Origin of the sequence: Arthrobacter sp. HMSC06H05, assembly GCF_001807395.1 — a bacterium.
Lineage (GTDB): Bacteria > Actinomycetota > Actinomycetes > Actinomycetales > Micrococcaceae > Pseudoglutamicibacter > Pseudoglutamicibacter albus.
In genome coordinates, this window is the sequence record NZ_KV788973.1 from 1 (window position 1) to 25,214 (window position 25,214).

At 61.1% G+C, this 25,214-nt stretch carries 22 protein-coding genes and 1 pseudogene; 4 read left to right on the forward strand and 19 right to left on the reverse strand.

The genetic code is table 11. The features are described 5' to 3' along the window. Window positions 1-219 (reverse strand): annotated as a pseudogene (locus HMPREF3160_RS01635) (ABC transporter ATP-binding protein); the annotation flags it as partial. Window positions 220-247: 28 nt separating this feature from the next. On the opposite strand from HMPREF3160_RS01635, the gene HMPREF3160_RS09785 reads away from it, so the two are divergent. Then, window positions 248-538, forward strand: a complete 291-nt coding sequence (locus HMPREF3160_RS09785) for an ArsR/SmtB family transcription factor (RefSeq protein ID WP_176744676.1) — start codon at window positions 248-250, stop codon at window positions 536-538. A 97-nt stretch (window positions 539-635) separates the two neighbouring features. Here the strand turns inward: HMPREF3160_RS09785 and HMPREF3160_RS01640 are convergent, their stop codons facing one another. The 10 genes from HMPREF3160_RS01640 to HMPREF3160_RS01685 form a co-directional block, all read right to left on the reverse strand. Next, a complete protein-coding gene (locus tag HMPREF3160_RS01640) occupies window positions 636-1,643 on the reverse strand; it encodes a glycine betaine ABC transporter substrate-binding protein (protein WP_232219291.1) in 1,008 nt (335 codons plus the stop codon). Window positions 1,644-1,653: 10 nt separating this feature from the next. Next, on the reverse strand, window positions 1,654-2,415 hold the full coding sequence (locus tag HMPREF3160_RS01645) for an ABC transporter permease (protein ID WP_070506646.1): 762 nt from the start codon (window positions 2,413-2,415) through the stop codon (window positions 1,654-1,656). Further along, on the reverse strand, window positions 2,412-3,815 hold the full coding sequence (locus HMPREF3160_RS01650; protein WP_070506649.1) for an ABC transporter ATP-binding protein: 1,404 nt from the start codon (window positions 3,813-3,815) through the stop codon (window positions 2,412-2,414). The genes HMPREF3160_RS01645 and HMPREF3160_RS01650 overlap by 4 nt, the downstream gene beginning before the upstream one ends. After that, window positions 3,808-4,449: an ABC transporter permease gene (locus tag HMPREF3160_RS01655; RefSeq protein ID WP_035756395.1), complete on the reverse strand. Its 642-nt coding sequence runs from the start codon at window positions 4,447-4,449 to the stop codon at window positions 3,808-3,810. Before HMPREF3160_RS01655 ends, HMPREF3160_RS01650 begins: the two co-directional genes overlap by 8 nt. Before the next feature lie 151 nt (window positions 4,450-4,600). After that, a complete protein-coding gene (locus HMPREF3160_RS01660) occupies window positions 4,601-5,749 on the reverse strand; it encodes a lactonase family protein (RefSeq protein WP_070506651.1) in 1,149 nt (382 codons plus the stop codon). Next, window positions 5,749-6,594: an HpcH/HpaI aldolase/citrate lyase family protein gene (locus tag HMPREF3160_RS01665; RefSeq protein ID WP_070506654.1), complete on the reverse strand. Its 846-nt coding sequence runs from the start codon at window positions 6,592-6,594 to the stop codon at window positions 5,749-5,751. The genes HMPREF3160_RS01660 and HMPREF3160_RS01665 overlap by 1 nt, the downstream gene beginning before the upstream one ends. A gap of 163 nt (window positions 6,595-6,757) precedes the next feature. Next, window positions 6,758-8,200, reverse strand: a complete 1,443-nt coding sequence (locus tag HMPREF3160_RS01670) for a dihydrolipoamide acetyltransferase family protein (RefSeq protein ID WP_035756390.1) — start codon at window positions 8,198-8,200, stop codon at window positions 6,758-6,760. Window positions 8,201-8,221: 21 nt separating this feature from the next. Further along, window positions 8,222-9,187: an alpha-ketoacid dehydrogenase subunit beta gene (locus HMPREF3160_RS01675; RefSeq protein ID WP_083285271.1), complete on the reverse strand. Its 966-nt coding sequence runs from the start codon at window positions 9,185-9,187 to the stop codon at window positions 8,222-8,224. Window positions 9,188-9,198: 11 nt separating this feature from the next. After that, window positions 9,199-10,422, reverse strand: a complete 1,224-nt coding sequence (locus HMPREF3160_RS01680) for a thiamine pyrophosphate-dependent enzyme (RefSeq protein WP_256173791.1) — start codon at window positions 10,420-10,422, stop codon at window positions 9,199-9,201. Between the two features lie 235 nt (window positions 10,423-10,657). Then, entirely contained in the window at window positions 10,658-11,791 is a 1,134-nt protein-coding gene (locus HMPREF3160_RS01685) for a histidinol-phosphate transaminase (RefSeq protein WP_070506657.1), read from the reverse strand. A 206-nt stretch (window positions 11,792-11,997) separates the two neighbouring features. Between HMPREF3160_RS01685 and HMPREF3160_RS01690 the strand changes: the two genes are divergently transcribed. Beyond that, on the forward strand, window positions 11,998-12,399 hold the full coding sequence (locus HMPREF3160_RS01690; protein ID WP_035756387.1) for a phage holin family protein: 402 nt from the start codon (window positions 11,998-12,000) through the stop codon (window positions 12,397-12,399). 12 nt (window positions 12,400-12,411) lie between these two features. Here the strand turns inward: HMPREF3160_RS01690 and HMPREF3160_RS01695 are convergent, their stop codons facing one another. Together HMPREF3160_RS01695 and HMPREF3160_RS01700 are read right to left on the reverse strand one after the other, a co-directional pair. Next, complete coding sequence (locus tag HMPREF3160_RS01695) at window positions 12,412-13,827, reverse strand: hypothetical protein (protein WP_070506660.1); 1,416 nt, start codon at window positions 13,825-13,827, stop codon at window positions 12,412-12,414. Next, window positions 13,824-14,117: a hypothetical protein gene (locus tag HMPREF3160_RS01700; RefSeq protein ID WP_035756384.1), complete on the reverse strand. Its 294-nt coding sequence runs from the start codon at window positions 14,115-14,117 to the stop codon at window positions 13,824-13,826. The genes HMPREF3160_RS01695 and HMPREF3160_RS01700 overlap by 4 nt, the downstream gene beginning before the upstream one ends. 146 nt (window positions 14,118-14,263) lie before the next feature. On the opposite strand from HMPREF3160_RS01700, the gene purB reads away from it, so the two are divergent. After that, window positions 14,264-15,676, forward strand: coding sequence for an adenylosuccinate lyase (gene purB, locus HMPREF3160_RS01705; protein WP_070506662.1), 1,413 nt, complete (start codon window positions 14,264-14,266; stop codon window positions 15,674-15,676). Between the two features lie 324 nt (window positions 15,677-16,000). Here purB and trxA read toward each other — a convergent pair whose 3' ends face one another. Together trxA and rlmN are read right to left on the reverse strand one after the other, a co-directional pair. Further along, on the reverse strand, window positions 16,001-16,381 hold the full coding sequence (gene trxA, locus HMPREF3160_RS01710) for a thioredoxin (protein ID WP_070491612.1): 381 nt from the start codon (window positions 16,379-16,381) through the stop codon (window positions 16,001-16,003). 139 nt (window positions 16,382-16,520) lie between these two features. Further along, entirely contained in the window at window positions 16,521-17,759 is a 1,239-nt protein-coding gene (gene rlmN, locus HMPREF3160_RS01715; protein ID WP_070506665.1) for a dual-specificity RNA methyltransferase RlmN, read from the reverse strand. A gap of 35 nt (window positions 17,760-17,794) precedes the next feature. On the opposite strand from rlmN, the gene HMPREF3160_RS01720 reads away from it, so the two are divergent. Next, entirely contained in the window at window positions 17,795-18,763 is a 969-nt protein-coding gene (locus tag HMPREF3160_RS01720) for a DUF7010 family protein (protein WP_070506667.1), read from the forward strand. Window positions 18,764-18,810: 47 nt separating this feature from the next. Here the strand turns inward: HMPREF3160_RS01720 and HMPREF3160_RS01725 are convergent, their stop codons facing one another. The 4 genes from HMPREF3160_RS01725 to HMPREF3160_RS01740 are packed head-to-tail and all read right to left on the reverse strand — an operon-like array spanning window position 18,811 to window position 24,957. Then, the gene (locus tag HMPREF3160_RS01725) at window positions 18,811-22,104 is read right to left on the reverse strand and encodes an ABC transporter permease family protein (RefSeq protein ID WP_141739782.1); all 3,294 of its coding nucleotides are present in this window, start codon (window positions 22,102-22,104) and stop codon (window positions 18,811-18,813) included. Then, a complete protein-coding gene (locus tag HMPREF3160_RS01730) occupies window positions 22,101-22,895 on the reverse strand; it encodes an ABC transporter ATP-binding protein (RefSeq protein WP_070506672.1) in 795 nt (264 codons plus the stop codon). Before HMPREF3160_RS01730 ends, HMPREF3160_RS01725 begins: the two co-directional genes overlap by 4 nt. Next, window positions 22,892-23,626, reverse strand: coding sequence for a phosphoribosylanthranilate isomerase (locus HMPREF3160_RS01735; protein WP_070506675.1), 735 nt, complete (start codon window positions 23,624-23,626; stop codon window positions 22,892-22,894). Before HMPREF3160_RS01735 ends, HMPREF3160_RS01730 begins: the two co-directional genes overlap by 4 nt. A gap of 38 nt (window positions 23,627-23,664) precedes the next feature. After that, complete coding sequence (locus HMPREF3160_RS01740; RefSeq protein ID WP_176744677.1) at window positions 23,665-24,957, reverse strand: MFS transporter; 1,293 nt, start codon at window positions 24,955-24,957, stop codon at window positions 23,665-23,667. Window positions 24,958-25,214: the final 257 nt, after the last annotated feature.

A 25,214-nucleotide genomic window follows, 5' to 3' on the forward strand; every position in this document is an offset into this window, starting at 1 on the left:
ATGCGAAACGATCGCGGCCGCCGCTTGATCCTCGGCCACTACGTCCCCGATCACGTCCCACACTCGAGAGGCAGTGCGAGAATCCAATGCAGAGGTCGGCTCATCCGCGAATAAATACCGCACAGGCCGGACCAGCCCACGAACCACAAGCGCGCATTGAAGCTGACCATCGGAAACCTCATGTGGCTTCCGGCCCAGAAGTTCGCGCTCTAGTCCCACACGCTCCTATAAGATGAGGGCTCGCTCATTGAGGACTTTAGCGCGCGGCCGAATCCGGCCCCGGCCAAAACTCAGCGGAGCCGCGACTGTCTCAGCGAACGTCACCGAACTCGCCGAGGCCGCCGGGATCACGCCGAACGCAACGACACAAGCCTTGCGACGACTCGAAGACTCAGGCCTCGTCCTCCCTCGCCGGGATGGCCGCCACCGCCGCTGGTCACTCACCGACCCACGCATCCACGAGCTACTCCACCTGGTCAGTGCTCCCCACACCGAACTGCACCCGGAACACAAAACTTTCCCGGAAAATCAGCACTAAGAGCCTCGGCACTTCGCCGTAACAATGGCGAGACAATACACGAAAACGGGCTGGCACCCCCCACCCGGTGCCAGCCCTTTCTGCGTACGAGACGAGACTATTTCTCGCTAATGAACCCTTCTTCGACCATCCATTCATAGGCCACATCCGATGGGTCTTGGCCATCGACGTCGACCTTGAGGTTGAGCTCCTGGAAGGTTTCGTTGTTCATTTTCTCTGTGATCTTCTCGTAGTTCTTCTCAAGCTGTGGATACTTCTTGATGAACTCGGCGTTATACAACGGAGCGATCTCATAGGACGGGAAATACTTCTTATCGTCCTCCAGGACCGTCAGGTTCAGCGACTTGATGCGGCCATCCGTTGCGAAGACCTCACCGAAGTTGCACGTCCCACGGGCGGTCGCCTCATAGATGGCGCCCGTATCCATCACGGACACGTTGGAAGCCGGAACGCCGTCCGCTTTACCCAGATCCATCTGGTAGTGGGCAAGCAACGGTTTGAAACCATCGGCACGGGAATTGAACTCCGCCTCAACACAGAACGTGCGGTCCTCGGCCGGGAGCTTGCCGACATCGGAAAGTGTCTTCGCATCCCCGAGCTTCTTGGCCGCATCCGCGCTGTAGGCGATCGCGTACGTGTTGTTCAGCTCGCCGGGCTTGCCCCACGTGATGCCGTTCTCGCGGTCCGCCTCGGCCACCGCCTGCCACTGCTTCTGAGGGTCCGGAATACCTTCCTCGCCACCCAGATAGGACAGCCACACGGTTCCCGTGTAATCGAACATGACGTCCGCCTTGTGCTGCTCCATGAGCTTACGCGCTGGCACAGAACCCGGAACGTTCGTAAGGTCCTTGACGTCAAAGCCCGAGGCCTTCGCTGTCAGCACCGCGATCTTGCCCACAATCTGCTGCTCCGTGAAGTTCTTGGAGGTCACCACGATCTCCTGACCCTCCGCGCCATCGACCTGTTCAAGGCTTCCAGGGCCCGGATCCTTCACGAAAGCCGCCGATGACTGCAGCCCGCACGAGCTCAACGCGAGCCCCACCGCGGCGAGCGCGGTCATCGCCATGATGCGCGAGCGGCGGAGACCATTCAGTTTCTTTTTCACGAAAGCCACCTCACAAGCCTTTAGGGCGGGCGACGTGCTCGACCACGCGCCCGACCCAGTCGATTACCAACGCCAGCAGCGCAACCAGGACTGCACCCACCACAACAACGGTGGTCTGTGACAGGTTCACGCCCGTGGTGATGAGCAGCCCCAAACCGCCGCCGTCGACGAAGGTCGCCAGCGTTGCTGTACCAACCAGCAGAACCAACGCGGTACGGATACCGGCGAGCATCACCGGGACCGCGAGCGGCAGCTCAACACGGAACAGGACCGAAAGAGAGGACATGCCCATGCCGCGGCCTGCCTCAATGAGGCGCCGATCCACGCCATCCAGGCCCACCATCGTGTTCCGCAGCACCGGAAGCACCGCGTACACCACGAGTGCTACCACCGCGGACCAGAACCCGAAGTCCATCCACATAGCCAGCAACACCACAAGCCCGATGGCAGGCGCGGCCTGGCCGATGTTCGCCACCGCGATCACGGGGCCGGTCAGGAAACGCAGCGGCTTGCGGGTCAGCAGTACGCCCAGCGGGATCGCGATCACCAAAACGATCAGCGTGGAAACCACCGTGAGCTCGATGTGCTGAACAGTCAGTTCAGCCAGGCTCTTCGGAGACAATGTCGATGCGGCGGTGGGGCTCAACTCAGCTGCCGCCAGATAGATGAAGACCGCCCCGATCAGACCCAACAACACCAGCAACTGGATGCCTAAACCCAGCCAGTTGTGCGAGGTGACTTTCGGTTTCTTCGCAGTAGTTTGGCTCGTCACAGGCGACCTTCCTCACCAGCGCCACCCGCATCGGGCTTCGCTTGCGCCTCAGTCCCTTCCGGGGTCTGGGTTTCGGCCGACGCTTGGGCTACGGCTGGGGCATCGGCTTCCGGCATCGGGGTGTCGCCTTCACGGTTGGCATCCGACTGCGTCGCGACCGCCGGGATCGCGCCCGAGTTCATACCCACTGGCGCGTTGCGATCATCGGCCAGCTTGCGTGCCTGACCAATCCACGCCGTCACGGACTCGATGTCCACAACACCCCGGAGTGCGCCACGGCGGCCCGCAACAATCGCATGACCCGTGGTTGCTACAAGCATCGCATCCAACGCGTCATTGAGCGTGGCGTCCATGCCGATCACCGGAAGGTCATCGACCACCTGATCCGAGATGACCTCCATACGAGACAAGTCACGACGGGTAGGCCACTGGATTGGACGCTCACGCGAATCAACCACGACCGCCCTCCGATGCCCTGCCGCCTGGACGCGCGACAAAACATCCGAAGCCTTCTCGCCAGGGCGAGCCACCGTCGGTTCAAACAAATCCACTTCACGCACACGCGAAAGCGACAACTGCTTGATACCCGCGCCAGCCCCGATGAAACCTTCAACGAACTCGTTGGCAGGCCGAGCCAAGATCGCCTCAGGCGAGTCATACCGAACCAACTGGGCGCCCACATCGAACACAGCGATCCAGTCACCCAACTTCATCGCTTCCTCGAAATCGTGGGTCACGATCACGATAGTCTTGCCCAGCTCCTCATGGATCGAAAGCAGCTCATCCTGCAACCGCTGGCGCGTAATCGGATCCACCGCACCGAACGGCTCATCCATCAGCAGCACCGGCGGATCAGCCGCCAGCGCGCGAGCCACACCCACACGCTGCTGCTGACCACCCGAAAGCTCCTTAGGATAACGCTTCCGATACACCTTCGGATCCAAAGAAACCAGCTCAAGCAACTCATCAACACGTTCGCTGATGCGCTTCTTATCCCAGCCGAGCATCTTCGGAACCAAAGCGATGTTCTTCTCAACCGTCATGTGTGGAAACAAGCCGCCAGCCTGGATCACATAACCGATCTTGCGGCGCAACTTATCACCGTTCATCCCGGTGATGTCCTCTTGGTTGATGAAGATCTTGCCCTCAGACGGCTCGATCAGCCGGTTCATCATCTTCAACGTCGTGGTCTTACCGCAACCCGAAGGGCCCACCAACGCAACAATCGAGCCGGCGGGGATCTCCATCGTCAAACCACCGACCGCCGGGGTCGAGGTCCCCGGATACCGCTTGGTCACATCCTCCAAATAGATCCGGGCACCATGACGAGACGCCTCAGTCCCCTCAGAACTCGGCTCGAGAGAGTCAGCCGACTGGGTTGCAACAGAATTATCAGACACGGATACCCTTCCGGATAGTGAGGCGAGAGACGCCCAAAAGAATCAAGTCAAGAATGAGAGCCAAGATGATCACGCCCACCACAGCAACGACCACCGAGTTCAACGCATTAGCCCCGCCAAGGCGAGCCAAACCATCGAAAATAAACGTCCCGAAACCAGGACCCAAAACATAAGCAGCCACCGCGGCCACACCCATGACCATCTGGCCGGAAACACGGATACCAGACATGATCACCGGCCACGCGAGCGGCAACTCAACCGTCGCCAGGGAACGGATCCGGCTCATACCAATCCCACGGGCTGCCTCGCGCGTCTCCGCAGGGATCTCCGCCAACCCCACAATCGCGTTACGCAGAATCGGCAAAACAGCAAAAAACGTAACAACCACAATCGCCGGCGTAGGGCCGAAACCGAACGGACCAATCATCAACGCAATCAGCGCGAAAGACGGGATGGTCAGTCCGACCGAGCTCAGACCCATCGCGAAGTTAGCCAGCCATGGAATGCGTGCTGTCAAAACCGCCAGCAAGACAGCGATGACGGTCGCAAGTATCAGACACTGCACCACCAGCGACATGTGTTGATACGCCGCGAAGAGGATCTGCCCCCAACGGTCAATGATGAATTCTTTCACGTATCTTCCACCTCAGATAAGGGATACACCCTTAAAGGTTGGCGGAAACGCAAAGGTCGCAACACACCAACCCGGAGTGTTTGACCCTATCGAGGGTATCAAGGATGCAACAAGCACCACCCAACTTGAAGTAATATCTACCGCTCGGTAGTCACTTCCTATAGAACTCGAACGCCGCAGGGCGAGCCCCCGTCACGACCCGCTGCGTAGGGTTCAAAATCCCGTGTTCCGTGATCCGATACACGCTGATATGGCCCGACAATTCACCAGCCACCAAAACCAGCTCACAGCCCGGCGCCACCGCAGCAGCACGCGGCCGCTCCTCCGTGCGCGTGCGCGCCCTACGGCGCGGCTGCGAACCCGTATCGAACACCGTCAACGCACTCGTGGTGCGCTCCGTAGCCAAAATATAGTTAGCGTCGCGGGCATGCATCAGACCGGCCGCCCACATCGGACGCTCCGGCAGGCCGGCACCCTGGTCATCAGCCTCGCTGTGCTCATCGCCGTCGATGTGTAAAGGACCGCAGCCCTCACCACGGACGTAACCCGGCGCGAGCTCATCCTCAGGCTCATCCACCCGGACCCTCGCGAACTCAGCCAACTCACCCGTCTCCGCATCCCGGTGGAACGTCAAAATCTCACCACTGAGCTCAGTCAACAACGCAACATGCGTACCCTCCGGGTGAACCATCACATGCCGCGGACCAGAACCCGCAGGGGCTTTCACCGTCCCGGAACGCACCAACGGCGGTTCACCAGTCACACCCCGCCGATAAATCACAACCCGGTCATCAACCAAACTCGTCGCATACACGTGCCGGCCATCCGGAGACGGAACCACACAACGCATTCCACGGCCCGACGCATCATCAATCCACGCCGGCTGACCCTCCTGAGGCAAACCCTGCGAATCCAACATGACACGGAACACCGCATCCCCGAAATAGCTCGCCCCCAACAAACCATCCCGGCCCACAGAACCAGCAACCGCCGGATGCTCATCCCCAGACGTCGGATCAAACTCCAAATACGCCGCCGAACACGGCAAATGCGCAGTCCCCCGCAACACCAACCGGCCACCAGCAACCACCGTAAAAACCCACAACAACGGATGCTCATGCGAGGCCCCACCTTGCCCGGCATACAAGATCCCGCGGCGATGATCCATCGCCAACATCGCGACATCCTCAAGGCCCTCAACCACCGCGAAACGGTTCAGCCGGCCCTCAGCATCATCCAAAACATAAGCCTCAATGCTGCCCTCATCCCGGCAAGCAACATACGTATACGTCGTAGACATCAGGCGTTCCACAACCCATACGAATCAGCGAGCTGCGCAATCTTCTGCGCACGCTTCAAACGAGGCAAATACGAACCATCAGTCATCGGCGCACCCTCCGCATGCTGATCCAACAACTCATGAGCCCACTTCAACTCATCCTCGCTCGGCGAAAGACCAGCATTCACACGCTCAACCTGATCAACATTCAAAACCAGCTTGCCCGTCATACCCATCTTCGACGTCACCGCGCAATCCTCAGTGACCTCAGCATCATCCGCAGCCGGAACCGAAGGGCCATCAATCGGGCCAGGCAACCGCCCCACACGCGAAGCCACCACCAGCTTCCCCCGCGCATACGACAACGCCAATGGATCCCCACCAGCACCCGTATCCTTACGGAAATCATTCACACCAAAAGCCAACCGGAACGTACCCGGCGCAGACGCGATCTCAGTGGCATTCTCAATACCCAACGCCGACTCAATCAAAGCCAACACCGGAGTACCGGCCGCCAACCGCATCGCAGTCAACGCCACCTGCTCAGGCTTCTCAGTCTCCGCAAGCATCACCCCACGCAAACCAGGGGCACCCTGCAACGCCTTCAAATCATCAGCCCAAAAATCAGACCGAATCGGGTTCACACGAACCCAACCACTCATCCCCGCATGCAACGCCTCAACAACGTTCTGCCGCGCCTCCTCCTTCTGATCCTCAGGGATCGGCGCCTCCATATCGAAAATCACCGAATCAGTCTCAGACGCCAACGCCTTGCCAAAAATCTCAGGCTTCAAAGCATTAACGAGCAGCCAAGACCTCGAAAGTTTGGCAGGAAGAGCAGCAGCACGAATATTACGGATGGGCATACCTCAACCCTATAAGGACAAACCGGCGGCCGGAACACCCAACCGCCATGATGACAAAACAACGCTAGATACACATCGGTCGACGACTGTGTGAAGCGGGAGGGCGCGGCCGTGTGAGGCTGGCGATGCGAGCTAGGCGGGGTGGCGCGACCGCCCGCGCCGGTCAGTCCAGCAGTAGCGCGGGTTCCTCGAGGATCGCGGCGATGTCCGCCAAGAACACCGCGCACTTGTCCCCGTCAACAATCCGGTGATCAAACGAGCCACCCACCGTGGTGACGTACCGCGGAACCACCGCGCCATCGACCACCCACGGGCGTTCCCGCACCGTACCGAACGCAACAATCCCAGCCTCTGGTGGGTTGATGATCGGCGTACCCGTATCGATCCCGAGCGTTCCGACGTTCGTGATCGAGATCGTGCCGTCCCGCATATCCGCCGGCTGGGTCTTGCCGTCGCGGGCGTTCAACGCCAGGTCATTCAACGCGATCGCAAGCTCCTTAAGGCTGAGCTCGTCAGCGTTCTTGATGTTCGGGACAATCAAACCGCGGTCCGTCGATGCTGCAATACCGAGGTTGATGTAGCCCTTCTGGTGAATCTCAGCGCCGCTCTCCGTCTCAACCCACGTCGAATTGATCTCCGGGTTGCGTTGCGCCGCCCACATCACGGCCTTCGCGACCACCAGAAGCGGGGTGACCTTGACGCCCTCGAAATCGCGGGAAGCCTTCAGCCTGCGCACAAACTCCATGGTGCGGGTCGCATCCACATCCACGAATAGCGACACATGCGGTGCCGAAAACGCAGAACGGACCATCGCCTCCGCCGTTGCCTTACGCACCCCACGCACCGGAACCACCGTGACCTCGCCCGCCGGAGGCTCCGCAGACACTCCGTTGTGCATGCCAGCACCGAACGATGCGGCAACAGCTCCCCGCGGAACCTCACTCGAGGCAGCCGGGGCCGAGCTCCGGTAGGTGCCCAGACGCTTATCCGCGAAAGACGCCAGGTCTTCGCGTGTCACCTCACCTCGCGGGCCGGTCGCCGGAACATCACGCAAATCCACGCCCAAATCACGCGCCAACTTACGCACCGGAGGCTTCGCAAGCGCCGGAACACCCACCGAACCAGGGAGCGAACGTTGCGCACGCGCAGCCGGACCACCATACTCCACACCACGCTCACCCGCGCGCCGCTCGCCCGCATGCTGCGGGGCGCGCCTGCGACGCGACCGCAACGTCGCTTTATCCGCAACCGGACCTGAACCCACCAACGGGCCCGGACCGGCCGCCGCCTCACCAACCGCGCCGTCCTTACCGGCACCGGAACCGGCGGCAGATACCGAGCCGTCGCCCGCGTCGTCGGTTGTTTCTTCACCTGGCCGGGCGATGTCGATCAGCGGCTGCCCCACCTCAACCACCTCACCAACATCGGCGTGCAGGCGCGTCACCGTCCCCTCGAACGGGCATGGCAATTCAACCAGCGATTTCGCGGTTTCAATCTCAACGAAAGGCTGGTTCAGCGCGACCTCATCGCCCACCGCAACCTTCCATTCGACGATGTCAGCCTCGGTGAGGCCCTCGCCCACGTCAGGCAAATTAAACGTAGTCATCCCAAAGTCCTTCCAAAGCGCCTAGTGTTCGAACGTGCGGTCCAACGCATCAACGATCCGGTCGATATTCGGCAGGTAGTCCGCCTCTACCCGCGACGGCGGATACGGCATGTGATAGCCGCCCACCCGTTCGATCGGCGCCTCCAACGCATAGAAACAGCGGTGCCCGATGCGTGCCGCGATCTCCGCGCCAAGCCCTTGGAAGGTTGGTGCTTCATGAGCAATGACGAGCCTGCCGGTTTTCGCGACTGAGGCCTCGATCGCGTCGAAATCGATCGGGTTCAGGGAACGCAGGTCGATCACCTCGATATCGAGGTCTTCCGTCTCTAACGCAGCCGCCGCGGCAAGCGCGGTCGGGACCACAGGCCCCCACGCGAGCAGGGTCGCATCCGTGCCTTCCCGCACAACCATCGCCTGGTCCGGGGCGGCCTCACGGTTCTGGGTGTCGACCTCGCCGCGCAACCAATACCGGCGCTTCGGCTCAAAGAAGATCACCGGGTCATCCAGCTCACACGCTTCCTGGATCATCCAGTACGCATCATGCGGCGAAGAGGGCGTCATGATGCGGATGCCGGCAGTGTGAGCGAAGAGCGCTTCCGGGGATTCGGAGTGGTGCTCAACCGAGCCGATCCCGCCACCATACGGAACACGGATCACCACCGGGAGCGTGACTTTGCCGCGTGTACGGGCATACATCTTGGACAGCTGGGTTGTGATCTGGTTGAACGCCGGGAAAATGAAGCCATCGAATTGGATCTCAGCCAGCGGTCGGTAGCCGCGCATCGCCATACCGATGCTGGTTCCGATGATGCCTGATTCTGCGAGCGGGGAATCCACAACCCGGTCTTCACCGAAGTCTTCCTGCAGCCCGTCCGTCACGCGGTACACGCCGCCGAGTTTGCCGATGTCCTCGCCAATCAACAGTGAGCGCGGATTAGTTTCGAGGATGCGGCGCAGGCCTGCGTTGATCGCGCCAGCGATAGTCATGCGTTGCGTGCTCACGCTCGCTCCCCCTTCCCATGGCCTGCTCGGTTGTTGCTGTCAGGTTGCTCGGCGGCTTCAAACTCGCTGTCTTCAAAAGAGTCCATGAACGCCCGATGTTCGGCCCGCTCTTGCTCCACGAGCGGGTGTGGGTGCGCATAGACGTGGTCGAACTGTTCATCCAGTGTGGCGCCACCGAGGCTCATGACGGCTTCGCGGACTTCGGCCGCGCGGGCTGCTGCTTGCTGCTCGACCTCGTCGAAGAAGGAGTCCTCGACCCCGCACTCTTTGAGGAACGTGCGCGCACGCACGAGCGGATCGCGCGGAGCCCAGCTCTCTTCCTCTGGCCGGCCGCGGTATTTGGTCGGGTCATCAGCGGTGGTGTGCGCGCCGAGCCGGTAGGTTTCAGCCTCGATCAGCACCGGACCGTGGCCGCTACGGGCGTGCTCGAGCGCCCAGTGAGTCACCGCATACACCGCAAGCACATCGTTACCGTCAACGCGAATGCTCGGGAAGCCGTAGCCTGCGGCACGTTGCGCGAGCGGCACCCTGGACTGGGTTTCGAACGGGACCGAGATAGCCCACCGGTTGTTTTGGCAAAAGAACACGACGGGCGACTGGTTGCTTGCCGCGAAAACCATGGATTCGTGAACGTCACCCTCAGATGAGGAGCCGTCGCCGAAGCACGCGATGACGGCCTCACCGTCTTGAGCGAGCTTCGCCGGATCCCAGCCGCTCTGGTCACGTTGAATACCCATCGCGTAACCGGTCGCGTGCAGGGTCTGTGCGGCGAGCACGAGGGTATAGACCTGGAAATGATGGGCTTGTGGGTCCCAGCCGGAGTGGCCTTCGCCGCGGAAAAGCTGGAAGAGATCCCGGATGCTCACATCGCGTGCCAGTGCCATGGCGTGTTCGCGGTACGTCGGGAAAACGAAGTCGCTGGCGCGTGCGGCGCTGATCGCCCCTATCTGTGCAGCCTCTTGTCCCTGCAACGGGACCCACAACACAAGCTCGCCTTGGCGCTGCAGGATCGAGCCTTCCTGATCCACGCGGCGGGCGATGACCATGTCGCGATAGAACTCCTGATAGTCCTCGACCGTGAGGTCTGTGACCCAGTGGTCCCAATCAGGGTTGGCGATCCGCCGGCCTTCTGCATCCAACATCTGCACGGGTTCAAAGTTCAGAACCTGTTGCATTAGCTGGCGAGAATCTGGCCCGCTGTTCGCAGGGGTGACCTTCATGCCGCTCCTCACGTGAACGGGATCAGCTGAGTGTTTCTAGAAGCTGTGTCCGCGCCACGATCATTTATATTCCACTTCTGGAATGGATGTTTTCTGGTTATCTACTCTTTGTGAGCCTACATGCCTCCGGGACGTTAAAGAAAGCGCATCGGGCCGCAGAAATCGCGAGATTCTGCGGCCCGATGCGCTATTTACTTTGCAACCCTAGCTATTCCGAAACTGGAATATTCAGGGGTTAGTTGCTTGCCGAGCTGTCATCTTTCAACCCTGCGTTGCCTTCGATGAATTCCGCGCACAGCTCGATAAAGCGTGCATTTGCTTCGGGTTCTCCGATCGAGACGCGTACGCCTTCGCCTTCAAAGGCACGAACCGAGAGGGCCTTCTGCCCGGCGGCTTCTGCGAACTGTGTGGCGCGTTCACCGAGTGGGAGCCAAACGAAGTTCGCGTGGGTCTCTGGGATCTTCCAACCTTGCTCCGTCAGCGCAGCGACGACCTTATTGCGTTCCTGCACGGTCTCTTCGACGCGTTCGAGCACTTCGTCAATCGCATCGAGCGAGGCGACTGCGGCGGCTTCTGCCACGGAGGAGACACCGAAAGGTACTGCGACCTTGCGCAGGTATTGGGTGATGTGCGGCTGGGATACCGAGTATCCGACGCGCAGGTTGGCAAGCGAGTGCGCTTTGGAGAAGGTGCGGAGCGCGACCACGTTGGGGTGCTTGCGGTATAGCTCAAGCCCGTTGACGGCTTCATCGTCGCGCAGGTATTCGAGGTAGGCCTCATCGATCACGACGAGGACGTTGGTTGGGACCTTGCTCAGTAGGTCTTCGACTTCGGCGGTGCGCAGCACGGGGCCGGTCGGGTTGTTGGGGGTGCAGAGGATCATGACGGATGTGTTTTCCGTGACGGCCTCCACCATCGCATCGAGGTCGATGCGGTGGTCTTCGGTCAGGGGAACCTGCACCGAGGTGGCGCCTGCGGTTTCCACGATGATCGGGTACGCCTCGAAGGATCGCCACGGGTAGATGACTTCGTCCCCTGTGCCGTCTTCGTTGGTTCCGGCGAAGGCGTTGATGATTTGGGTCAGAGCGCCAAGCGATCCGGTTCCGGTGACGATGTCCTCGGCTGGGATGTCGAAGTGTTCTGCGAGCCGGTTGCGTAGCTTGGTGGAGAGCGGGTCCGGGTAGCGGTTGTAGTCCTCATAAGCCTTGATGGCGTGGGCTACGGAGGGGACCGGGGTGCCCGGGTTCTCGTTGGAGGAGAGCTTATAGGGCTGAAGTCCCGGGATCACCACGGGCGGTTTGCCCGCTTTATATGCGGGTAGGCGGCCGATCACGGGGCGCGGTGCGGGGGTTGCGGCGTTTTCAGACATATCGCTAGGGTATTCCTTCTACGGACGTTCGCGCACCTTAAGTTTGTGAGGCTGGACACATTGCTGTTCGTATCCGGCCTGCTTCGTATGATGCGTCGCTTTCTTCTCGTGGCGATGCCAGCTCGTCTATGAGTTTCGCTTGAATTTTGCCTCGATTCATACTCGGGGTTGAGGATCTGTTGAGGGCAGCGTGGGATGCTGTATCTATGCGTCTCTTGATTAGTGCTATCGTCAACGCGCTTGCGCTTGCTGCGGCGGCTTCTATCGTCAGCGGTATCCACATCGGCCCTGTTAATGGTTCGGATCATTCGGGTTCTGTGATGGCCTCCTATCTTTTCGCGGGAGCGTTGTTCGGTGTTGTCAACGCGGCTTTGGGGAAGTTCATTCGGATTATTTCGATTCCGCTCTATTGCTTGACGTTGGGTCTTTTCGCGCTCGTGGTCAACGCGCTGTTGTTTGAGCTCACGGCGTGGCTTTCCAACCTCACGGGCCTGATCGTGTTCTCGATTGACTCGTTCTTCTGGGACGGCATCCTGGGTGCGCTCATCGTCTCGATCGTGTCCGCACTCATCGGTTTGACGATGCGCGCGCTCCGCCTGGGAGCCTGACCTGCACCCGGTTCAGAAGCGTATACGGAGCGGCCGCAAGACTGTGGGTGGCGGGATTAAAGGAGGTAATCGAACCTTTGAGCCGTTGGAGGTTTTGAAGCGGTAGGTTTCGGTGATCTTCAGATCATCGAGTTCCATCTGCTTCTTAATGTCCGAGAGTGCGGTGTCTTGGACTCCATCGGCCACCCGGGCATGGTCGAGATAGTTATGGGAGCCGTGGTCTGAACCGAGCAAGTCAGGTTTGCTGGATGCGACCCGATCCCTACTCTTAGAGAACACGGCAACGCGATTCGGTGAAACTTTGAGCGGGGCAGTTGCCCCGAGTGCTGGAATCGCATCATCAGGGTCGATCAGCATCAATTGCGGCGCACCCGTTGGCGGATCGTCATCCCCGTGAGGGGCGCCCGCCGTAAACGTTCCTTTGAGCTTGTACTGTTCTTTGAACTCTTGGTCGTGCGCCAGGTTCAAGGAATGCGTCCCACCTTGCGAATGGCCATTCAGATACACGCCGTCCCCCGGCTTCGCGCCAGCTTCTTTGAGGGCTGCTTCGACTGCGTTGCGCACGTCGTCGGTGTTGTTGTCGAATGCTTGAGCCATACGTCGCAATCCCCACGTTGAGCCCCCGGACATGTTGGTTCCTGGAATCGTGACAATCCACCTGTGTTCCCCGGACGAAGTCACAGCTTTACTCACCATAATGGAACCGTGGCCTTCCCCTGCCAGTTGTTGGTGTTCAATCCATGTGGTGAGTTTCGTAGCATCCGTACGCATAGTTGATACCTCTTCTTTTCCTGCCACCACAATGTTCGGGGCGAAATCGAACAACACGGAGAACAGAGTTCTGACAGTCCTAGCACCGACTTTTTTCATCTCAGCCGCATTCATTTCGTTTCGCAGCTTCATGCCGAGCAACCCGGGTGAGTAAATGGCGAAAGCTAGCAACGCCATTTCCTCTCTCCACTCCGGCATCGCCTGCATCATATTGATGACAGCCCCCACTGATGCGTCCGTATCCGCGTACCCGATCGTGGACAGGTTCTGCGATTCAGCTTGCTCATAATTCTCTGCCGCGCGACTCAGGCTCTGTTCAAGTTTGTCGACGCTAGCAGAGGAATGCATCATCTGTTCAGAAGCCTTGCGTGCCGCCTCTCTAACCTGTTGCAACGCGCGAAAGATCTCAAGATACTCGTCCCCCTGCAGGCCTTTCCCCTCCGGCACGTCTGAGCACGCCCTGCTCAAACGCCCCCAATCTGGTTGATAGGCTCGCATCTCGCCGGCAGCTAGTTTGAGTGAACCGCTCACAACCTCTATCGAGTGACCACCGCCAAACACCTGCATCCCGTGGTCCCTACCGGCACCGTTGCCGCCTGCGTCGTTACCACCGGGGCCATTACCCACGGTCAAACCACTCGCCACAACCACCGTCACTGCACCCCCGTCAGGTCTAGCCCGATTCCCAACCTGATGCGCTGCTCGTTGATGGCCGCTAAAGCTGCCGCTGCACAAGCCTGCACATCCTTCAAGGACGCTCCAGCACCGTGCATGATGAGCGATGCCTCATCTCGTGCCGATTCGTAGCGGTGCTTAGCTTTCCCTTTCCAATCCGGAATCTGACACCGATTCACAGCCGCATGAGCCGCTGTGACATCAGACTCCATGCCATACAACATGTGGATATAACACTCAACGCTGATACGCAGATCGTTCAACGCATGCATCACGGCCTCCTTCCGTTTTCGTAGCGTTTCCTCAACGGTAGAAACCTGCACCCTCCCCCGGGAGGGCTTGTGGATAAGATGCTCTGCTTGAGGCGCTTGTGGGCAACGAAACCCCGCGCTAGGGCGAGTCATGGGACAATAGGGGCATGTCTGCCTCTCGTGTTTCCTTGTCCGAATCCGCACTCGCCCTCGGCTCCCTCGACGGCCGCTACCGTTCCGCAGTCGCCGGCCTCATCGACCACTTGTCCGAGGCCGCACTGAACCGCAACCGCATCCACGTAGAAGTCGAATGGTTCATCTACCTGTGCGAAAACAGCGTCCTACCCGGCCTCAAACCACTCACGGACGAACAGAAGTCCGGCCTGCGCGCCATCGTGACCGACTTCAACACCGATTCCGTTACTGAACTCGCAGAAATCGAAGCCGTCACCGTACACGACGTCAAAGCCGTCGAATACTACATCGGCCGCCGCCTGGAAGCCCTCGGCCTAGAACACCTCAAAGCGCTCGTGCACTTCGCATGCACCTCAGAAGACATCAACAACCTCTCCTACGCGCTCGGCATCCGCGACGCGATCCAAGACGTCTGGCTGCCAGCCGCGTGGGACCTGGTGAACCAGCTGTCCGAGATGGCAGAAGCTGACCGAGAAACGCCGATGCTCTCACGCACCCACGGCCAGCCAGCCACCCCGTCCACCCTCGGCAAGGAGATCGCGGTCTTCGCCTACCGCCTCGCCCGCCAGCTGCGCCGCATCCAGAACACCGAATACCTCGGCAAAATCAACGGCGCCACCGGAACCTACGCGGCACACCTCGCCGCCGCACCAGCAGTGGACTGGCAGTCCATCTCCCGCGGCTTCGTCGAAGGCCTCGGGCTGAGCTGGAACCCGCTCACAACCCAGATCGAAAACCACGACTGGCAAGCGGAACTGTACTCCGACATCGCACGCTTCAACCAGATTCTGCACAACCTCTGCACCGACATCTGGAGCTACATCTCCATCCGGTTCTTCCAGCAGATCCCCGTTGAAGGCGCAACCGGTTCCTCCACGATGCCGCACAAGATCAACCCGATCCGCTTCGAGAACGCAGAAGCCAACCTCGAAATCTCCAACGGGCTGCTCAACACGCTTGCCTCAACACTCGTGCAGTCCCGCTGGCAGCGCGACCTGACAGACTCCTCGAGCCAACGCAACATCGGCACCGCAATCGGCCACTCGCTACTTGCCATCAGCAACGTGTCCAAGGGCCTCGAACGCCTCGACACCGCAGTGGACGTGATCGCCGCTGACCTCGATGAGAACTGGGAAGTCCTCGGCGAAGCAGTACAGACCGTGATGCGCGCCGAAGCGATCGCGGGGGTCGAAGGCATGGACAACCCATACGAACGCCTCAAAGACCTCACCCGCGGCCACCGCGTAGACGGCGAACGCATGCGCGAATTCGTCAAGAGCCTCGGCCTGAGCGCCGATGCGGAAGAACGCCTCCTGAACCTGACCCCACAGACCTACACCGGCCTAGCGGACCAACTGGTCGACTGGGTATCGCAACGCGTCTAACCCAACGCTGCGGGGCGCCTGGGCTGGTGCTGGCAGGCGCCTGACTAGGTTTCAGACCCCGAAAGCATCGACTCCCAGGATTCTCACAGGTACTTTTACAGGTTTACCCTGGAGTGCTCAAGGATCTCACCAGGATATGCGGGTAGTGTCGTAGACACCTCAAGGGTGCGAGTGATGACGCAGAAGGCCCCAGCCGAAAGAATCGGCCGGGGCCTTCGTCATTTAAGCCTGGGTTTCTAAGCTCGAGGTTTCTAAACCGGGGATCGCGGGGCGCTCGCGCGCACGGCGCCGCTCAACCCGCTACAAGGCAGATCTACTCTAGATCTACTCTGCGGAGTCAGCTTGGGCTTCCTCTTCGGCGATCTTGCGCCGCACCTCGTCCATGTCGAGTTCCTTGACCTGCCCCAGGATGTCCTCCAGCGCTGCAGCTGGCAGTGCGCCTGCCTGACGGAATACGAGGATCCCGTCACGGAACACCATGAGCGTTGGGATCGACGTGATCTGAGCGGCTGCAGCCAGGCCTTGTTCGGCCTCAGTGTCTACCTTCGCGAAACGAACATCCGGGTGCTTCTCAGACGTGGCCTCGAAGATCGGGGCGAACTGCTTGCACGGCCCGCACCATTCAGCCCAGAAATCGACGATCGTGATGCCTTCAGCCTGAACCGTCTCCTGGAACTTCTCGCCAGTCAATTCGAACGTCGCCATGGGTTGGCTCCTTACGTGATCGATACATCGTCTCCCGCTATACAACCGGGACGCGGGGCCCGCTATTCCGCAGGCGCTGCACGGTGACCCACGGTGGCGCCCAGGCAACTACCCGAGCACAGCGCTACTCAGCGCAGCGTTACTCAGCGGCGGCGAGCTGGCCGCATGCGCCGTCGATCTCTTTGCCGCGGGTGTCGCGCAACGTGGTCGGGATTCCGGCGGCCTCGAGGCGCTGGATGAATTCGCGGGTGACTTCCTTTGTTGAGGATGTCCAGATCGAGCCTGGGGTGGGGTTGAGCGGGATCGGGTTCACGTGCGCCCAGCCGCGGCCGCGCTCGTTGAGCTTCTTGGCGAGCAGGTCGGCACGCCAGCCGTGATCGTTCATGTCTTTGATCAACGCGTATTCGATCGAAACGCGGCGGCCCGTGGTCTCGAAATAGTTGTAGGCCGCGTCCAGGACCTCATCGACCTTCCAGCGGGAGTTCACCGGGATCAGGTCATCACGCAAGTCATCGTCTGGGGCGTGCAGGGACAACGCGAAACGCACCTGCAGGTTCTCTGCGGCGAGCTTACGGATGCCCGGCTCCAAACCCACGGTGGAAATCGTGATGCCGCGGGCGGACATCCCGAGCCCTTCCGGCGCATCGGCGATCATGCGGTGCACCGCGTTCATGACGCGCTTATAGTTAGCCAGCGGCTCCCCCATCCCCATGAAGACGATGTTGTTCACGCGGGCTGGCGGCTGGTCGTCGCCGCGGATCTTACCGAGCCCACCCTCAGCGATCACGCGGTTGGCTTTCACGATCTGATCGATGATCTCGGCGGTAGACATGTTGCGGGTCAGCCCGTTCTGGCCCGTCGCACAGAAAGGGCAGTTCATGCCGCACCCGCACTGGGATGAGATGCACAGCGTGATGCGGTTCGGGTACCGCATCAACACGGACTCAACGAGGGCGCCGTCGAAGAGCCGCCACAAGAACTTGATGGTCGCCCCGTCATCCGTCACGAGCCTGCGGACCTCGGTCAATAACGGCGGGAAGAACGCCTCCCCGATTGCTTCACGCTTATCCTTCGGAAGGTCCGTCATCTCTTCCGTCTGATCCGTGTAGTGCTGGAAGTAGTGTGTGGAAATCTGCTTGGCTCGGAACGCCGGCAGGCCAAGTTCCTTCATCTTCTCTTGCCGCTCGGCAAGCGTCATGTCGGCAAGATGTTGCGGCGGCTGCTTGACACGTGGCCGTTGCGCGAACTGGAGTGTCGGGCGGCCGTCGGGGCCCATCGGCTGCTTCCAGCCCTCCGCAGTTGGTCGAACCTGCGGACGCTGACGCTTGGATGGAGCGGACTGCGGATGCTTCTGCGAGGGTTTCTTGGAAGTGCTCATGGTGTCTCCATCATCCCACGCGGTAGGTTGGAGACATGATCAAGGAACAAGCTCTCCCCACAAAACCCACTCACACGGGTGCTTTCACGTTAGAACCCGCGCAGCGGCAGGCCCGCGCCGTGATGCGCGGAGGCGGTATTTCTTTCCTCGTTTTGGCTGCGTGGTGGGGTGTTGCCGCCGCCTTGTTCCAGTGGGGCTCCCCTATCACTGGCCAGATCGCGTTGCTGGTTGGCGCCGTGGTGGCTCAGCCGATCACGTGGGCGCTGCTGAAGCTCTTGGGTGGCCCTGCGTGGCTTCCTAGCGAGAACCCGTTGCGTGGGCTCGCGCTCGCTAACGCCGCGATCCCCGTGGTGTGTGTTTTGGCCGCGATGGCGATGGCCACGAAAATCCCGGAAGCGTTCTTCGCTGCCGCGATGGTTGGCTGGGCCGCCGCTGCTCTCCCCGATGCGACCTTGTACGGTATGCGGATCCACTGGCTCTTCGGTGGCTTGCTGATCCTGATCCCTGTTCTGTTGTGGTTCGCGCTGCCCGCGATTCTTCCGTGGGCCGGCCTGATCGGCGTTGTCATGTTCACACTGTTCGGCCCGCTGATCCTGCGTTCCGGAAACCTCTTGCCTGCCGACGGCAGTGTTCCGTCGATGACCCAAGCCGCCGAACTCTCCACCTCCGCTAAGCCATCCGCTGACACGAAGGATGCGGAACGTAAGGACGCTGACGGCAAGGCCGGTTCCGTGCGCAACGCTGAGGCTGAGAAGAACGGTGCAGGGAAGAAGGCCGAACAGAAGACCGTCGCGACCAACAACGATGCGGCGCGGAACGATGCGGCTAAGGGCTCGGTGAAGGACACCGCGCGCAAGGATGCGGGACCAGATGCGCGAGGGGACGCAGGCAAGGGCGCGCCGAAGGCCTCTGACCTATCCACACCGAACGCAGGTTCTCCCGATGCTGGCGCTCCTGACGCCGGCTCGCTGGGTGGCCAGCCACCGCGCCCGCCACGCCCGTAACGTCAAGCGGCTAGCACCCGCCCCACCACGCCCCTAACGTCAGGCGTTTAGACGTGTTGTAGCGGCAACCGTGGGACCATGACCCACGCGACCAGCGTGGACCCCACGGGAACCGCGAGCAACAAGGCGACCAGTTGCGTCCACGGGATCCACGTGAACGTGTAGAGGTCAACGAGGCCGTAGCCGATCAAGGGAGGCAGCGCCACCGCTATACCGAGCACCACCCCCAGGGTCGAGAGCACGAACGCTTGAATCGCGGAGAACCTGCGGCGTAGTGAACCCGTGGCCCCCATGACCATGACCAAGAGTTGTTCACGGCGGGCGTCGGTGATCCCGATCCCTGCCGCCAAGGATGCGACCGTGATGATCATGAGTGCCGCACCACCTGTGACCGGCCACGTGAACGGGTCAGCGACCGGCTCCAGGTTCGCGTTCGTATCCATCTGCAGGTTCGAGGTCGTCAGTTCCTCGTTGACTAGTTGCGTCTGTGAGTCCGTGATCGGCTCATTGAACTTGACCAGCAAGCCACCTAAGCCCATCCGCTGCTTGGTCCCCTCAAGCGCTGTGGACGGAACCACAACAATCGGGTGTGCACCCATGCTTGTCGGCTGATACACCTCGGCCTGCAAGCGCCGCTCAGTCAACGGAGCCCACAGCGGCCACCGAACATTGAGCGAACTGACGCCGACGTCGGGGTCAGCGCCCTTACCGATGCTGATGCCCTCATCGGCCGGGTTCATGCTGAACTCACCCAACCGTACGGTACCGTCAGCGGCGAGGTATTGAGGGTCAAAGACCAACGCTTGCCCCTCCCTCAACGCCCGCTCGGCGTCCTCGTCTTCGCCCCACAGCGAACTCGGCATCGTCTCTGGGCGTTCAGGGTCCACCACCACAACCGTCTGCGTCGGATATTGCAGGTCAATCTCAGGGATCACCCCGGAGGCCGCACCACCACACTTAGTCTTCTGTTGCCGGGTCAGCTTGGCTATCTCGTTCGACAAAGCATCCACCCGGCCTTCCAACGTCGTGTTCGTAGGGACCGGCAAACTGCATAAGCTACCCACCGGATACATCGGGTACAGCTCAGTACACGAGCTCGAGAACTGCGTGGCGCAGGTAGGCATCGGCTGATAAACCTCCCAGCCTCGTTCAGCCTGCGGAGCGCCAGGGATCTGCATGATTTCAGCGATCTTGGTGTGGACACCGGCCGCGCCACCAGCATAGATGCCCTCGTTAGCGGCCAATTCCTCAACCGTGATCTCACGGTCCTCAATCTGGCCTTGAGTGAGCGCCTTACGTTCCAACGTCGTGCGGTCATCCACCGCGATCCAGCCGGTACGTTCATCCGGAGCCAGAGCGTCCGCCGACGGCGCAACCAGCGATGCCTTGGTCACCGCAAGCAACATGATCCCGTACACGCCCACCACCGTGATCGAAACAACCACAGCCAAAACGGGTACCGAACGCCCTCGGCGGCGGCTGATGTCACGCACCGAGAAACGCAGCGCGAACGGCAAATATCGGTCCCACTTAGAGAAGGAGCTCGCCACCAGCGGAAGCAAAAACATGACGCCAGCGAGCATGAAGAACAACGCCAGTACCTGGCCCCCACCCAGCAGAGCCTGCGCGGTCTTGAGCTGCTCTTCCGTCTCGATCGACATCCCGTGAATCGTCAACGCGATCGAACCGATCAGGCCGATGGTCACAAGCGTCCAGCCGACCCACTGATACATCGAACGCACCGGATGCACCGTCTCAACCTCGACGGCCGGAGCCACATCAAGTGCGCGGCGCGAAGCCCGCACACCAACCCACCACGAGGTCACCCACGCCGCCAACAAAGCCAACGCCGCCGCGAAGAAGATGGCCTCCCACGGAATGTGCAGCCCGTACGTTGGAACGTGCCGGGCCTGTGCCAAACCGATCCAGATCCGTCCCGCGAGCGCGCCCAGCGCGCCACCCAGCAACGAGCCCGCAGCGCCACACGTGAGGCCCACCAAAAGCACCACGCGACGCAACACGGCAGGCTCAGCGCCCATCGTGGACAGCTTGCGAAGCAACGCACCCTGCCGGCGGGCGGAGATCGTCAACGCGAAACCGCTCAACAGGATCGCCTCACCGAAGGCGACAATCGCCAAGATCCCCACCGGCAAAGCGCGGTCCGTGTCCGACATGCTCGTGAACGGGTAGAGAAGGTCGATGGTTTTCTTGTTCGTCGCATGCCCGTACTCATCCACGACGGGGCGGAACAAAGCCGGAACACCCGCGCGATCAAAAGCGAGGAACTGCGCGTACGTATCCGGCACATCACCGCTCAAATACAGGCGCTGGGTACCCTTACCGGAAAGCTGCTTCGCGATCGGGCTACCTTCCTGAACAAACAGGATCGGCTCCGAATTCGGTTCCAGCCGCAAAATATTAGACAGCTGCGGCCAGCCCTCCGTATTGTCCACAACCTCGCCGGTGATCTTGAACGTCTGATACGTCCCGTCCTGGCCGGTACCGCCCGGACCGAGGATCCCCACCTGACCTGCGGACGTGGTGCTCTTACCGCGCGCCTCGGCACGCTCACGCGCCTGCTCCAAAAGCCTCGCCAGTTGCGGGGTCACCATGACCTCATCCGCACCCGAGTCAGCTACCTTGCCGTTCAACAGAGTGAAACGGGCGTCCTCGCCGGTGAGTTTAGGGTTGTTGAAGTCCGCGATCACGGTCTGGACCGTCGAATGCTGGCCCAACCCCAGCAAATCCACCGTGACCGTCTCAACGGTCGTCACGGACACGCCCGGCGGGATGACCCTACCGAGCTCACACGGCGGCTTCCCGCACAGCGTGTGCTGGCCGGCCTCGTGATCGGCCTGCCCCACGTCGATGCCCATATCCGCGAGCTTCTGCACATCCAACCGGATGTTCGGGTTAGCAGGTGCTGGGAATGTGGACGCCGGATCTTCCTCAGAGCCCGCTGCCCCGGAGTCTGTGACGCCCGAATCCGTTGCGGCGGGACCCGATGCGCCCGCGGCCGAATCAGCGCCGCTGTTGCCGGCGGTGCTGTTGCTCGTCATGGACTGCGCGAGGCTGAACGTGGGATCCGATGGGTCGATGAGGACCCCATCGAAACCGGTCAGCAACCGGTTGGCATACTCAGTCGGAGAAGGCTTACCCGAGGAATAAAACAGGGTCCCGATGGTGCCCACAAGGAACACGGGAACAGCGACGATCAATGCGATGATCCCGTGCCGCATCGGATTGGTGCGGATGATGCGCATCGCCAACCGCCACGGCGTGTAACGGAAACTGTGCCGCGGGTTGGGTTCCGTCAACGGGCCGGACGCTCTGTGTTTCACTCGGCCCCACCCAGCGGAGCATCAAGGTTGATAGCGCCCGTTTCGAGTTTCAGCAACGCTTCAGCGGAACGTGCCGCGACCGTCGCGTCAGAAACGATCTTGCCGTCGCTCAGTTCGATGACCCGGTCACCCCACGGCAGGGTCTCAGGCTCGTGCGTCACCACAATCACCGCCGAGCCCGCGTCCGCTTGCAAACGCAACAGCTTCATCGTTTCAAGGCCGGCCGCCTGATCGAGCGCACCGGTCGGCTCATCCGCGAGGACCACGTACTTCTCACCGACGATCGCGCGCGCAATAGCGACCCGTTGCTGATACCCGGCAGGTAACTCCATGACCCACCGGTCTGCGGCGTCTTTAAGCCCCACCGCATCGAGTGTTTCCAGCGCGGCAACCCGCGCGGCACGCGGCCGCACACCATCCAATTCGAGCGGCAACGCGACGTTCTCTGCCGCTGTGAGAATGTCGATGAGGTTGTGGTCCTGGAACACGAAACCGATCGCCCTGCGCCGCAAGCGTGCCGCCTGCGTGCGGGTCAAGCCAAATAGGTTAGTGCCAGCGATGTGGATGCGGCCAGAATCCGGGCGCTGCAGCCCGCCCATCAAGGACAGGATCGAGGACTTACCGGACCCCGAAGGCCCCGTAATCATCACGAGCTCGCCCGGGCTCACCTCGAAAGAAACGTCGTCGAGGGCCTTCGCACGGGCGTCCCCCACCCCATAACTCTTAGAGACCTTGTCGACAACCACCGCGGATTTCGGTGGGGCCTCAGGCGCGGTGCGGCGGGGCCTCATGAGCGGCCCTCCGCGTCATCGGCGTCGTGCTCGGGCGCGTGGGCGGCGTGGAAGCCTGCGTTGAGGCGGGCGTGGGCGGTCTTGGCGTTGTGGATGAACTCGGCGATCTTGTTCATCGACTTGATGCCGCGTTCCGATTCCACGCCGGAGGACACATCCACGCCCCATGGCTGCGCATCAGTGATGGCTTGGGCCACGTTCTGGGCGTTGAGTCCCCCCGCTAGAAGCCACGGTTCAACCAGCCGCGCGTTCTCAAGGGCCGCCAAGTCCCATGTGCTCCCCGAACCGGGCACGGCCGCATCGATCAGCAAGACGTCTTCGCCGCTGTCCCCGCTGGTCACCTCGGGATGGTGTTTGAGGGAGGTCGCCCACCACACTTGCCGCGGCGCATATTCCGCACCCAGTTCGGGGGCTTTATCGAAAACGTCGCGAGCAGCCGCAACATCCTTGGAACTGTAGTTGCCGTGGAGTTGCAGCACGTTCGCGCCGATCTCGATCGCGTCCCACGCCGCCGCGACCGCTGGGGTGTCGAAAACAACCAGCACGATGTGCGCCGGGCGTTGGTGCTCAGCGAATGTTTCGCGTGCGGCATCGGCTACGCGCAGGGATTGTTCGTGGTCTGCGTGGCGGGGGCTGGGTTCGTAGTGGACGATCCCGACCGCGTCCGCACCGGATCTCACTGCGTGACGTGAGTCTTCGGCTGTGGTGATCCCACAGATCTTGACGAACACTGTGACGTACCCCTTGTCGCTGTGCTTTCGATGCGCAGCTATTGTTGCGCTGGATCCTCTCGCGTTATTGTCTCACGTGAGTTCAAGCCAGCCCGGGGTTGTTCGGGTTTCCTAATGAGCAGCACCGCAATCATCGCAACAACCGCGGCACCGGCATAGAAGATGAAGACTCCCGGGTAGCCGTTGCCTGTTGAGATCATCCAGCCGGTGATGGCTGGGCCGATGATCGCGCCGAAGCGGCCGATCCCGGCGGTCAACCCCATGCCGGTGGACACCAGATGCGCCGGGTAGACGTAGCCGACGAACCCGTAGAGCATCACCTGGGCCGAGAACACGAAGATGCCCGTGACGAGCAAGAATCCGTTAAGTACAAGCCCGCTGTTGAAACGGATCACGAGCGAAAGCAAGAACAGGGCGGCCAGCAAGAACCAGACGGCGTTGGTTCCGCGGACACCGAAGCGGTCCGCGGTTGCGCCACCGACCAACAAGCCCACGACCGCACCGACGTTGGTCACGAACAGCATCACGAGCGAATCCGCAACCGGGTAGCCTGCCGAAACCATGATCTTAGGCAGCCACTGGTTCAGGCCGTACACGAGCAGCAAGCCCATGAAGGACGCGATCCACAACGCGAGCGTCGAGCGTGCCCGGCCGTGAGTGAACAGGGCACCGATCCCCGGCTTCGTGTCGGCCGCCGGCTTGGCATCGGCGCCAGTTTCGACCGGTTCCGCGTCGAGGCTGTCCGGCAAGTAACGGTAGATCAGCGGTATCACGACGAAGCCGAGGGCACCGCCGATGTAGAAGACCCATTCCCATGCGTTCCCGACGGCGAGCGCGACGAGGGAGGCGGCGACGGCGCCGGCGTGGTAGCCGGTCATAGTCACGGTGGAGGCGTGGGCGCGGCGGCCGCTGGCCATGGTCTCTTGCATGAGGGTCAGCGCTACCGGCATCGACGCGCCGAGCCCGACACCTGCAATCAAGCGGAAGAGCGCGATGAGTTGCCACGCGGGCATAAGCGGTAGAGCGACCGTGAAGATGCTGAAGAGGGCCACGCACGCCAAAAGGGTGCGGCGGCGGCCCCACCGGTATGTGAGCGGGCCGATCACGACCGCGCCGACGCCAACGCCGACGAGTGAGACGGTTGCGACGACCGTCATTGCCTCGGTGGTGAGGCCGGCGTGCGGTGCCGCTGGATTCGTGAGGATCGGGGTTGTGGCGCCGAGCGCTACGAGGTCGAAACCTTCCAGGGCTACCGTGGTCCAACACAGAATCATGATCCACATACGTGAGATCGGGGCACCAGCTTGAGTGGTGAAAGTGTGCGTGCGCATGCGTCTCCTCAGCAAGCGTCAGATCCCGGAGTATGCGCGTGGTTCGCGCCCGGCTGCCTCCGGAACACGCGTCATTCTATGGTGCTGAAAGTTATGCGCGCGAGTTATTGACGGATCAAGTTTGAATGTTGAGACGGTTCGCAATGTTGCGGCCGTCATGCGTGCGTGTCGTTTTTATTCACAGTTGCACCCCAGCGTTTCCTCAGACTTTTTGCCCACAAGGCATACGTAGTGCCTCATGTCAAGTTGATCGCGTA